Here is a 10,769-nt window from a genome sequence, read left to right as displayed (position 1 = left end):
ACGCACCAGTTGCTGCAGGTAGCTGGCAGCACCCTTCTCCGCCACCGCAGCGGGATCGATGCCCGCTTCGAGGATCGCCGTTCGGTCGGTGATCTTGATACCGGGCACGTAATCCAGGCAGAGCACGCGGCGGGTGGTGAGCTCCCACACCACCGCCGGAATGCGAATGCCGGGGTCATCGAGAAATTGCTGACGAAAGCGGGCGGCATGCTCTGCCTCCAGGCGGAAATCAAGCTCCCGCAGCAGCACCCGCCGGCACTCCTGAGCGATCGACACCCAATCGCGCCCCACGCCCCAGGTGGGATGGCGCTGCAGCACAGCCGCCACCTGCTGCATCACCTCCAGATCGAGGCGGAACAGACGCTCCAGGCCCGGACGCTGAATTTTGAGCACCACCTGGCGGCCGCTGCGCAGGCTGGCGCGATGCACCTGGGCGAGGCTCGCGGCCCCGAGGGGCTCGGGATCGAGATCAATGATTTCGGCGCAGCGCTCACCCAGCTCCTGCTCCAGCAGCGCCTGGGCCGTCTGGAACGAGAAGGCCGGAACGCTGTCCTGCAGGCGCGACAACTCCTCCACCCAGCTGGCGGGGAGCACATCGGGGCGAGCCGAGAGCAACTGGCCCAGCTTGATGAAGGCCGAGCCGAGGCTGAGCAACTCGGCGGTGAGCCAGCGAGCCCGGCGCCGCTGCCGGGTAGCGCGGCGCTCGGCGGTAGCCCCACCGAGATAGCTCCAGTCGCGAGCATCGAGCCAGAGCCCGAACAGTAGCTGCACCACAGCCGCCCAGATACGCAGCACGCGTGTGGCGCTGCGCACAGCCTGCATCACGGCAGGCATCAGGGCTGCTCCTCAAGCCGACGGGCCACCCGCGCCACCTGAGCACGCAGCTGATCGATCTGGTGCTGAGGATCGGCAGGCACCGGATCTGAGGTTGAGGCGTCAGAAGATGCCACAGGCTCGCCGCGCTCCAGGCGCTGGGCCTCAAGCTCCACCTCTTCGCGGAACAGATCCCATTCCTGCCGGAACCGTTCCGGCGCATCCTGAGCCAACACCGCCAGGCCAGCTGCCGCATCGGCCAAGCCACTGCCCAGGCGGGCCGATAACCGGTTCAGTGCTGCCTGCACAAGGGTCTGGGGAGTGCTCATGGCGGCCGTCCGGGCCGAGGCCAGGCGTGATCTGCTGAAACTGTGGCAGATCAGAGCTGGGGAGCGGGAGGCTGTGGCGGTGTGGACGGGGGCGGAGTCACCGGTTCTGCCACAGGAGCTGAAGGCGCAGCCGGAAGCTCAGGCTCACTCGGCGGTTCGATCTCGGTGGCGCGCTCTAGCTCTGCTTCGGCCTGCTTGGCCGCTGCAGCGCGCTGCCTGGCCTCCAGCTCCTGCTGACGCTCCAGCTCCTGAAGCTCTAAATCGCCGCGGATTTCCCCCTGGGCATCGCCAAAGCGCAGCTTCAGGCTCTCCAGGCTCGTGCCGGGGAACACCTGCACATCAAAACCTGGGCCGAAGCGAATCAACTCGCTCACGTTGAAGCTGAGCAACCGCTGGGCGACGCCATAGGCCAGGCCAAAACACACCCCAGCAATGAGGGGGCCTTTCCAGATCTGCTGCGGCCGAGGCTGGGTCGGCTCCGACACCCGTGCCATCCGCGGCCCGCATCAGGGGACCAACTCTAAGCAACGCCGGCCTGTGTGGATGCGGTGAATGACAGAGGGCAGCGCCGTGCTGACGGCTTAATTTCGGCAGCGCGTCTTGGGGAGGCAGTTGTGATCTCACTCGACTGCCTCGCCGCGCTCGATCACCTCATCTGGCTACGCACAGGCCAACGGGCTGCGGACGCTCTGGCCTGCGCGCAGCCCACCGTGAGCCGCAACAGCCGCCGCTGCCTGGAGGTGTTCGGCCTAGAGCTAGCCCGCAGCCGCGGCGAATGGCGGCTGATCGGCGACACCGAGCTGCTCAACCTGGAGCGCTCCGTGCATCAGCGATGGCGCTGGAGCCGGCGCTGCACCCTGAGGCTGGAAGCCCAGCATTGGTCGGCACCAGGCCTGGAGGGGCTGGAGCTCAGCAACTGGCAACGCGGCAATTTCAACCAGCTCGATTACGAACAACCCCTCGCACTGCTGGAAGAAGGGGTGATCGATGCCTGGATCTGCTCAGCGCCGGATGCACCCGTGCGTGACGGGCTCACTGCCCTGCAGCTCACCACCATGCCCATGCATCTGATGGTGCCTGTGGGCCACCCACTGGCGGATCGGCGCAATCCGATCGCCTGGGATGAACTCTTGCCTTACCCCGTGCTGCCTCTGCCCAAGGGCAGCTTCCCGATCTTTGAAAGCATGCTGCGCCAATGCTGCCTGCTGCCCAGCGCAGAGCGGGAACAGGCCATGAAACAAGCCTCCTGGTTTGGCCAGGAGCCGGTGGAATCGATGCTGATCGGCTACTCCTCCCCGCTCACGCTGCATCTCTTCGGCGAGGAGTGGGTCAGGCTTCCGCAGCGCCTACCCATCGAAGTTGGCGATGTGCTGATGGTGCGTGATGCCTACCGCGATCACCCGCGCACTCAAGAACTGTTCAACCTGCTGAGTGATCACCTCAGCCAGTTGGCCGCCCCGCATCCCGAGGTGACCGTGCACCGCAGCCCTGTGGCTTACGTCGTGTAGTCGGTGATCTGCTTGGATCCGGCTAGCAACGTCACCCCGAGGAACAGGGCCACTCGCGTTATCGGCGCTGAGCATCCTGCATCCAGATCCGCTCCAAGGCCTGCCGGACTTGATCGGTGCTGGAGGCCGCGCTCAGAGAGCGCCTACGGAAGTCCGAGGTGATCGTCCAGAACTTGAGCCCAGCGGCAATGGCAAAGACCGCCCAGGGCACCAGGGTCCACAAAGGATGAGCAATCACCGCTTGCCACCTGCCTGGGTGCTGGTGTCTTGGTGCTTGTGGTCTGCATCGTGGTGAGCCCTGGCGCTGGTTGCGCTCAGGAGCGTCACAGCGGTCAGTGCAGCGAGCAACAGGCGCTTCATCACGTTTTGAGCAATGGGCTCACGGTATGGGGTCAGTGGTTCGATTGCCTGGTGTCTTGCTGGTTCGCCAGGTTGCTCAGTGCGTCACATCAGGTCAGCATTAGCACCACTCCCAGTGCCAGACCGGCGATATGGACCGTCACCGTCTCGCTGTAGTGGGGTGGGTAGGCCAACAGGGGGCTGACGGAATGCGGTTCGCTCCTGGTAGCCCAGATCAGCACCGAGAGCAGCAAGAAGCATCCGAGCACCTGAAGCGAATGCCCCAAGACCTCAGCAGATGCGAAAGGCCTGATGCTTGCAAGGTGAGCTGCAAGGTGAGCTGCAAGGTGCTGAATCTTTACGGGGAGCACGGTGCTGACGGCAAAGATGCCGCCCATGCAGAGCGCCTTACGAAGGTCCGTTGAGATGTTCGTCCTGCTTCTCACTGGATGCCTGCAGATCCGCTGCGATCACCGGGCCCGATTTACGTCGTGTAATCGGCGTTGATGCGCACATATTGATCCGACAGGTCGCATCCCCAGGCGCGGCCTGAGCCCTGACCTGCACCCACGTGGATGCGGATCAGCACCGTGTCGTCCTGGAGGTAGGCACCGGCCGCGCGATCGCGCATGTAGGCCGAGGCCGCCGGGCGATCAAAGGCCAGGGGCTGACCGGCCGCCATCAATTGATGCTCTCCCAGCCAGAGGACCACGGCATCGGGATCCATGGACACGCCGGCGCGGCCGGCAGCAGCCACGATCCGGCCCCAGTTGGGGTCGCGGCCATGCACGGCGCACTTCACCAGCGAGGAGCCGCAGATGGTGCGGGCAATGGCACGGGCGGCCGCATTGTCGCTGGCGCCCTCCACCTGCACCTCCAGCAGACAGGTGGCGCCCTCGCCATCGCGGGCGATCGCCTTGGCCAGATGTTGCGACACCGCCGTTAGGCCGGCCTCTAGCGCCTCAAAGTGCTCGCGGCTCAGGGGTTCACCGGCTGCAAACGCCAGGTACGTGTCGTTGGTGCTGGTGTCGCCGTCCACCGTGATCGCATTGAAGGAGCGATCCACCGCCCGCTGCACCATCGCCTGCCAGAGCTCCGCTGGCACGCCGGCATCACAGGTCAGGTAGCCCAGCATCGTGGCCATGTTCGGGTGGATCATTCCCGAGCCCTTGGCCATGCCGCCGATGCGCACGGTGCGGCCGCCGAGGTCCGCTTCCAGGGCGATCTGCTTGTCGATCAAGTCCGTGGTCAGGATCGCGGTCGCGGCTGCCGCGCCGCCTTCGCGGCTCAGGGCCGCCGCCAGGGGGTCCAGACCCGCCAGCAAGGTCTCCATCGGAATCGGCACACCAATCACGCCCGTGGAGCAGATCAGCACCTCCTCCGCCGTTAGCCCCAGGCGATCCGCCATGGCCTGGGTCGCCCGCTGGCTATCGATCAGGCCGCGATCACCCGTGCAGGCATTGGCCTGGCCGGAATTGGTGAGCACCGCCCGTGCCCGGCCGCCGCTGGCCTGCAGCCGTTCGGCGCAGAGATCCACGCAAGCGGCCCGAACCAGCGACGTGGTGAAGGTGCCGGCGCACACGGCACCCTCCGCGGCGAGTAAAAGCGAGAGATCGGGCTTGCCGGAGGCCTTCAGGCCCGCAGTGATGCCGGCGGCCAGAAAGCCCTCAGGAGCCGTGACGCCTCCAGGAATGGTGTACCAGGGGTGAGTCACGGCAGCCACTGCTTGCTCGATTGCTGCGATTCTGAGCGCTGATCGCCCAGTCACCAGGCCGTCGATGTCCTCCTCGCCCCGCTGGCGCGGTTCCCAACGCCGCATCGGCCTCACCGGGGGCATTGCCAGCGGCAAGAGCAGCGTGGCCCGCTGGTTGGCGGCCCAGCAGATCCCCGTGCTCGATGCGGACGTGTATGCGCGGGAGGCGCTGGCGCCGGGGAGCACCGGGGCGCTAGCTGTGCTGGAGCGCTACGGCCCCAGGCTGCAAGCCCAGGGCAGCCAACCCGATGCAGCAGCGATCGATCGCGCCGCCCTGGGGCAGATCGTGTTTACCGAGCCTGCGGAGCGGCAGTGGCTGGAACAGCTGGTGCATCCGCTTGTGCGGCAGCGCTTCAACTCCGCGCTGACCGCCCTGGCGGATCAGCCCATCGTGGTGCTGGTGATTCCACTGCTGTTTGAGGCGGGCCTCGAGAGGCTCTGCAGTGAGGTGTGGCTGGTGGACTGCTCCGCCGAGCAGCAACTGCAGCGGCTGATGGCGCGCGATGGGCTGAATCAAGCCGCGGCCCTGGCGCGGATCCATGCCCAATGGCCCCTGGAGCGCAAGCGAGCCCTGGCGGATCGACTGATCGATAACCACGGCGCACCCGCCGCGCTGCTGGAGAGCCTGCCGGCGCTCCTGAACGGGTGAGCCCGGCCATCGGTTGAACCCGTGAGCGCGGCGAGGGTGAGGTCATCAGGAGGACGTCGCTCCTTCCTCCACTCCTCACCCCTCAAACCCATGACCCGCTCCTTCGCTCAACAAGCCTTCACCGGTAGCGTGATCGGCAGCGCTTTGGGTGGCCTGATCGGCAATGCCATCCATGGCAACCACACCACCGAGATGCATCACCACCATCACGCTTAGCAGCAGGAGCAGCAGAGCGAAGCCATAGCCAACCGGGCCGACCCTTTCCGCCAGTTCCGCGTTCGCTGAAGCTCCGGCCTCGTGGCCTGCGACAACAGCCCCCCAGCCAATCGTGCTTGGGGGCTGTTCTTCAGCATGCAGGGATGAACCGCACTCAGCCCTTCAGCTGTTGGTTGAGGATCTGGTTCGCCAGTTTCGGATCGGCTTTGCCGCCGGTTTGTTTCATCAGCTGACCCACGAAGAAGCCCTGCAGCTTGGTCTTGCCACCGCGGAAGGCTTCCACCTCCTCTGGGTGGGCCGCGAGCAGCTCCGCCACGATCGCTTCAATCGCCGCAGGGTCGCTGATCATGCCCAGCCCCTTCGCCTCAACGATCGCGGCGGGTGAGCCGCCCTTGTCGAGCAGCTCGGGCAGGATCTCCTTGGCAATCTTGCCGCTGATCTTGCCGCCATCGATCAGCTTCACCATCTCGGCAACCTGCTCAGGCCGAAATGGCAGTTCGCTGTAGCTCAGGCGATTGGCATTCACGTAGGCCGCGATGTCACCCGTGATCCAGTTGGCCACACCCTTGGCATCGGCACCAGCGGCCACGGCCGCTTCAAAGAACTCCGCCATGGGCCTCTCATCGGTCAACACCCGGGCGTCGTACTGCGAGAGGCCTAGGTCCTCCGCATAGCGATGACGCTTGGCCGCAGGCAGCTCAGGCAGCTCGGCTCTCCAGCCCTCACGCAGCTCCGCACTCACCTCGATCGGGCCAAGATCGGGATCCGGGAAATAGCGGTAATCACTGGCCCCTTCCTTCCCACGCATGCTCTTGGTGAGTTGCTTGCCCTCATCCCAGAGGCGTGTTTCCTGCACCACCGGCTCACCGGCCTCGTAGGCCTTGATCTGGCGCTGGATCTCGTACTCGCACGCCTTCTGGATGGCCGAGAAGGAGTTCATGTTCTTGATCTCTACCTTCGTGCCGAAGGGGGCGTCGGGGCCGCGACGCACGGAGATGTTCACGTCGCAGCGGAGGGAGCCCTCCTGCATGTTGCCGTCGCTCACACCCAGATAGCGCATGATCCGGCGGATCTCAGAGGCATATTCAGCCGCCTCACGGCCGGTGCGCAGATCGGGCTTGCTCACGATCTCGGCGAGGGCCACGCCGGCGCGGTTGTAATCCACCAGCGAGTGGGTGGAGCCCGCCAGTCGGTCGCTACCGGCGTGAACCAGCTTGCCGGCGTCCTCCTCCATATGGAGACGCTCGATACCGATGCGCTTGAGATAGGTGTCTTTGCCCTTTTCAGCCACCTCCACTTCGATCCAGCCGTCTTCGGCGATCGGTTCGTCGTATTGGGAGATCTGGTAGTTCTTCGGCAGATCGGGATAGAAATATTGCTTGCGATCGAACTTGCTGTGCTCAGCGATGTTGAGGTTGAGCGCCATCGCCGCCTTCACCGCAAACTCGAGCACCTTCTGGTTGAGCACGGGCAACGTGCCCGGCAAACCACAAACCACCGGATCGATGTGGGTATTGGGGTCATCACCAAAAGCGGTGGAGGCGCTGGTGAAGATCTTGCTGTTGGTCCCCAGCTGAACGTGGGTTTCCAGGCCGATCACGGCTTCCCAGGCGGCCTCAGCAGCCATGTGTGTTCTCCATGCGTGGGCCGATCCTATGGAAGGGCGCCGGTGGCCATCGGCAGGGCTGGACTGAAACACTGAAGGACCGCCGCCGCCCACCCTGGAGCCATGGCCGCCACAGCAGCCTCCAGCACTGATGCCCCGTTGCTGATCCTCGGCGGGGGCCTGATGGGGTTGGCGGTTGCCCATCAGCTGGCCCGCAGCGGCCAGCCAGTGGAGGTGCTCAGCCGCCGACGCAGTGAAGCAGCCGGCTTCGTGGCGGCCGGCATGCTCGCCCCCCACGCCGAAGGGCTGAGCGGTGCCCTGCTGGAACTCGGCCAGCGCAGCCTCGAGCGCATCCCCACCTGGGTGGCCCAGATCGAAGCAGACAGCGGCCTGAGCTGCGGCTTGCGCCCCTGCGGCATCGTGGTGCCCTTCGCCACGGCAGCGGAGCGGGACGTGTATCCCACAGCAGCCTGGGGGGAGCCCCTCGACCGGCAGGGCCTGGAACGTGAACTGCCGGGCATCGGCCCCGGCTGGCAGGCGGGGCTGCTGTTCCGCCAGGACGGTCAGATCGATAACCGCCGCCAGCTGATGCGCGCCCTGGAGCGGGCCTGCGTCGAGCAGGGCGTGCGCTTCCAGGAGGGTGTGGAGGTGCTGGAGCTCCTCCGGGAGGACGGCCGACTGTGCGGCGTGCGGGTGCGCGATGCCGCGGCTGACGTTCGCATCCTCCAAGCCGACACGGCGGTGCTCTGCAGCGGCGCCTGGAGTGCCCAGCTGATGCCTGAGCTGCCGATCGTCCCGGTGAAAGGGCAGATGGTGTCGTTGCAGGGGCCACGCGAGGCCCTGCAACGGGTGATTTTTGGCCCTGGCACCTATCTGGTGCCGCGGGAAGACGGGCTGTTGGTGGTGGGGGCCACCAGCGAGCGGGAAGCCGGCTTCACCGAGGGCCTGACGCCCTTCGGCCAGCGGCAGCTGCAGGCCGGCGTGGAAGCACTGCTACCCGCCGCCAGCCAGTGGCCACCGATGGAGCGCTGGTGGGGATTCCGGCCCTGTACCCCTGATGAAGGGCCACTGCTGGGGCCCAGCGCCATGCCGGGGCTGTGGCTCGCGGCAGGGCACCACCGCAACGGAGTGCTGCTGGCGGCCATCACGGCCGAGTTGTTGGCGGCGTGCCTGAGCAGCGCTGGATGCACGGTGGAGCAACAGGGTCTGCTGGAAGCGTTCCGCTGGGATCGCTTCCAGGCATTCATCGCTCAAGCCTGAATCAGCCCTCGACGCGCCAGGTCTGATCAGCGGGGGTCCAGTCGCTCAGCTCCGAGGGCTGGAACCACAGGCCGATTTCGAACTGGGCGGTTTCCGGGGCATCGGATCCATGGATCACGTTGCGGCCGATGTTGACCGCCAGGTCGCCGCGGATGGTTCCGGGCTCAGCCTCGAGGGGCTTGGTGGCGCCGATCAGCTTGCGGGCGCTGGCGATCACGCCGTCGCCTTCCCACACCATGGCCACCACGGGGCCGGAAGTGATGAAGTCGACCAGTCCAGCAAAGAAAGGACGCTCGCGGTGCACGCCGTAGTGGCTCTCGGCCAACTCACGGCTGGGGGTGAGCTGCTTGAGGCCCACCAGCTTGAAACCCTTGCGCTCGAAACGACCGAGGATTTCGCCCACCAGGCCGCGCTGCACGCCATCGGGCTTGATGGCAACAAAAGTGCGTTCGGCCATGGAAGAAGAAGCGTCAGATCCGGCCCATCGTCCGCGGCGGGGCTGCCCGTTGGCAAGCACAGCGGCCAACCCCCAGAGACCAGCAAGCAAGGAAGCCAGTAAGCTGGGCCTATGAAGACCACCATCGATCTACCCGATGTGTTGGTGCAGCAGGCGCGTCAACGAGCCCTGCACCTCGGGCGCCCGTTCAAAGACCTCGTGGCCGAGTACATCCGCCAAGGGCTGAGCGACCTACCCGCCACTGCACAACGATCAGCCTCGGGCGCTCTGGAGATCGATGCCGATGGCCTACCTCTGTTCCGCCGCGATTACCCCAGTTCCGGCGTGACGCCCTCGCTGGAGCAACTCCTGGAGCTGGAGCAAAGCACCCTCACCGAGGAGGACCGTGTTCGTGCCGGCCTGCCTGATTGACACCTGCATCTGGCTGGCCGTGAGCTTTGAAGCTCATCCATGCCATCTCCAGAGCCGCAGAGCCCTGCTGGAAGCAACGCCGGATCGTCCTTGGCTCTGGTGCCGCTCCACCCAACAGAGCTTTCTCCGCCTGGCCTCCACGCCAACCCTGACCAGCGCCTACGGAGCTGAGAAAGCCACCAATCTCGACGCTTTCAACGCTCTTCAGGCTCTATCGGGTCTTCCACAGGTTGCTTTCGCTGAGGAACCACCCAACCTGATGGCCAACTGGACCAGATTCGCTTGCCTGGATCAACCAGCCCCGAAGCGTTGGATGGACGCCTATCTGGCTGCCTTCGCTGCAGGAGGGAACTGGCGTCTGATCACCCTTGACCAAGATTTTCTGAAGTTCCAGAACCAGGGACTGGATCTCCAGCTTCTGCGTCCTGACAACCACGAAAGCAAAGGGGCGCGGGCAGCTACATCGCCCAGGCCCGCGACCTGAACATCCCACTGGTGACGGCAGACTCCAAAATCAGGGCCTACCCGCACGTCCGCAGTCTGTGGTGATCGCCGCCTCCGCCAGCGCAGACCAGCAGCAGGGCTGGACGCCCGCTGCTAGCGCCGAGCTCTACGGCCTCAGCCGCTGGGGAGAGCCCTACTTCTCTGTGAATGCCCGCGGGCACATCAGCGTCCAGCCGCAGGGCGAGCGAGGCGGCAGTCTCGATCTGATGAAGCTGGTGCAAGGGCTGGAGGGACGCAACCTCGGACTGCCCCTGCTGATCCGCTTCGACGACATCCTCGAAGACCGGCTGGAGCGGCTGCACGCGGCCTTTGAACGCGCCTTCGTCCAATACAGCTACCCCGGCCGCTATCAGGGCGTGTTTCCTGTGAAGTGCAACCAGCAGCGCCACGTGGTGGAGGAGCTGGTGAGCTGCGGCCGCCGCTGGCATTTCGGCCTGGAGGCCGGCAGCAAAGCCGAACTCTTGATCGCCCTCTCGTTGATCGACGACCCCGAAGCGCTGTTGATCTGCAACGGCTACAAGGATCAGCGGTACATCGAAACCGCGATCCTGGCCCGCCGCCTTGGCCGCCAGCCGGTGGTGGTGATCGAGCAGGCCGATGAGGTGGAGCGGATCATCAGCGCCAGCCGCGCCCTCGGAGCCGCGCCCTTCATTGGCGTTCGCGCCAAGCTCTCCAGCCGCAGCACCGGCCGCTGGGGCAGCTCCGTGGGCGACAAGGCCAAGTTCGGCCTCTCGATCCCCGATCTACTCGCCACCGTGGAGGCGCTGCGCCAGGCCGATCTGCTGGCGGATCTGCGCCTGCTCCACTTCCACGTGGGCAGCCAGATCAACGACATCGCCGTGCTCAAAGACGCCCTGCAGGAAGCAGGCCAGATCTATGTGGAGCTCACCAAACAGGGAGCGCCGATGGGCTATCTCGATGTGG

Annotated in this window: 13 protein-coding genes; 7 read left to right on the top strand and 6 right to left on the bottom strand. The window is 65.6% G+C overall.

Annotation, left to right across the window (positions count from 1 at the left end):
• The 3 genes from ACIQ2E_RS08085 to ACIQ2E_RS08075 all read right to left on the bottom strand — a co-directional run.
• Positions 1-834 (bottom strand): ABC1 kinase family protein (locus tag ACIQ2E_RS08085; protein WP_398328696.1); only part of this gene is annotated, 834 nt, incomplete at its 3' end.
• On the bottom strand, positions 834-1,142 hold the full coding sequence (locus ACIQ2E_RS08080; RefSeq protein WP_398328693.1) for a hypothetical protein: 309 nt from the start codon (positions 1,140-1,142) through the stop codon (positions 834-836). The genes ACIQ2E_RS08080 and ACIQ2E_RS08085, both read right to left, overlap by 1 nt.
• Before the next feature lie 50 nt (positions 1,143-1,192).
• Entirely contained in the window at positions 1,193-1,636 is a 444-nt protein-coding gene (locus ACIQ2E_RS08075; RefSeq protein ID WP_398328690.1) for a hypothetical protein, read from the bottom strand.
• Positions 1,637-1,756: 120 nt separating this feature from the next.
• On the opposite strand from ACIQ2E_RS08075, the gene ACIQ2E_RS08070 reads away from it, so the two are divergent.
• A complete protein-coding gene (locus tag ACIQ2E_RS08070) occupies positions 1,757-2,650 on the top strand; it encodes a LysR substrate-binding domain-containing protein (protein WP_398328688.1) in 894 nt (297 codons plus the stop codon).
• Between the two features lie 823 nt (positions 2,651-3,473).
• On the opposite strand, the gene argJ is transcribed toward ACIQ2E_RS08070, so the two are convergent.
• Positions 3,474-4,703 (bottom strand): bifunctional glutamate N-acetyltransferase/amino-acid acetyltransferase ArgJ, encoded by a 1,230-nt coding sequence (gene argJ / locus ACIQ2E_RS08065; RefSeq protein WP_398328685.1) that lies wholly within the window; start codon positions 4,701-4,703, stop codon positions 3,474-3,476.
• Positions 4,704-4,767: 64 nt separating this feature from the next.
• On the opposite strand from argJ, the gene coaE reads away from it, so the two are divergent.
• On the top strand, positions 4,768-5,391 hold the full coding sequence (gene coaE / locus ACIQ2E_RS08060; RefSeq protein WP_398328682.1) for a dephospho-CoA kinase: 624 nt from the start codon (positions 4,768-4,770) through the stop codon (positions 5,389-5,391).
• Between the two features lie 90 nt (positions 5,392-5,481).
• On the top strand, positions 5,482-5,607 hold the full coding sequence (locus tag ACIQ2E_RS08055) for a hypothetical protein (RefSeq protein WP_398328679.1): 126 nt from the start codon (positions 5,482-5,484) through the stop codon (positions 5,605-5,607).
• 154 nt (positions 5,608-5,761) lie between these two features.
• Here ACIQ2E_RS08055 and gatB read toward each other — a convergent pair whose 3' ends face one another.
• On the bottom strand, positions 5,762-7,234 hold the full coding sequence (gatB, locus tag ACIQ2E_RS08050; RefSeq protein WP_398328676.1) for an Asp-tRNA(Asn)/Glu-tRNA(Gln) amidotransferase subunit GatB: 1,473 nt from the start codon (positions 7,232-7,234) through the stop codon (positions 5,762-5,764).
• 102 nt (positions 7,235-7,336) lie between these two features.
• Between gatB and thiO the strand changes: the two genes are divergently transcribed.
• Positions 7,337-8,473 carry a glycine oxidase ThiO gene (gene thiO, locus ACIQ2E_RS08045; protein WP_398328673.1) on the top strand — a complete coding sequence of 379 codons (1,137 nt, stop codon included), beginning with the start codon at positions 7,337-7,339 and terminating at the stop codon, positions 8,471-8,473.
• Between the two features lies 1 nt (position 8,474).
• Here thiO and ndk read toward each other — a convergent pair whose 3' ends face one another.
• Positions 8,475-8,930 (bottom strand): nucleoside-diphosphate kinase, encoded by a 456-nt coding sequence (gene ndk, locus ACIQ2E_RS08040; RefSeq protein ID WP_010305500.1) that lies wholly within the window; start codon positions 8,928-8,930, stop codon positions 8,475-8,477.
• 111 nt (positions 8,931-9,041) lie between these two features.
• On the opposite strand from ndk, the gene ACIQ2E_RS08035 reads away from it, so the two are divergent.
• The 3 genes from ACIQ2E_RS08035 to speA form a co-directional block, all read left to right on the top strand.
• Positions 9,042-9,341, top strand: a complete 300-nt coding sequence (locus ACIQ2E_RS08035; RefSeq protein WP_398328670.1) for a hypothetical protein — start codon at positions 9,042-9,044, stop codon at positions 9,339-9,341.
• Positions 9,316-9,825 carry a TA system VapC family ribonuclease toxin gene (locus ACIQ2E_RS08030; protein ID WP_398328667.1) on the top strand — a complete coding sequence of 170 codons (510 nt, stop codon included), beginning with the start codon at positions 9,316-9,318 and terminating at the stop codon, positions 9,823-9,825. Before ACIQ2E_RS08035 ends, ACIQ2E_RS08030 begins: the two co-directional genes overlap by 26 nt.
• Positions 9,826-9,883: 58 nt before the next feature.
• The coding region (gene speA, locus ACIQ2E_RS08025) for a biosynthetic arginine decarboxylase (RefSeq protein ID WP_398328664.1) at positions 9,884-10,769 on the top strand (886 nt) is incomplete at its 3' end.

Origin of the sequence: Vulcanococcus sp., from assembly GCF_044369115.1 — a bacterium.
Classification (GTDB): domain Bacteria; phylum Cyanobacteriota; class Cyanobacteriia; order PCC-6307; family Cyanobiaceae; genus Vulcanococcus.
This window is presented reverse-complemented; position numbering and strand designations above follow the sequence as displayed.

Coding starts and splice junctions, on each gene's coding strand:
- ACIQ2E_RS08080 (WP_398328693.1), bottom strand. CDS start 1,142: ATGAGCACTCCCCAGACCCTTGTGCAGGCAGCACTGAACCGGTTATCG.
- ACIQ2E_RS08075 (WP_398328690.1), bottom strand. CDS start 1,636: ATGGCACGGGTGTCGGAGCCGACCCAGCCTCGGCCGCAGCAGATCTGG.
- coaE (WP_398328682.1), top strand. CDS start 4,768: ATGTCCTCCTCGCCCCGCTGGCGCGGTTCCCAACGCCGCATCGGCCTC.
- ACIQ2E_RS08055 (WP_398328679.1), top strand. CDS start 5,482: ATGACCCGCTCCTTCGCTCAACAAGCCTTCACCGGTAGCGTGATCGGC.
- gatB (WP_398328676.1), bottom strand. CDS start 7,234: ATGGCTGCTGAGGCCGCCTGGGAAGCCGTGATCGGCCTGGAAACCCAC.
- thiO (WP_398328673.1), top strand. CDS start 7,337: ATGGCCGCCACAGCAGCCTCCAGCACTGATGCCCCGTTGCTGATCCTC.
- ndk (WP_010305500.1), bottom strand. CDS start 8,930: ATGGCCGAACGCACTTTTGTTGCCATCAAGCCCGATGGCGTGCAGCGC.
- ACIQ2E_RS08035 (WP_398328670.1), top strand. CDS start 9,042: ATGAAGACCACCATCGATCTACCCGATGTGTTGGTGCAGCAGGCGCGT.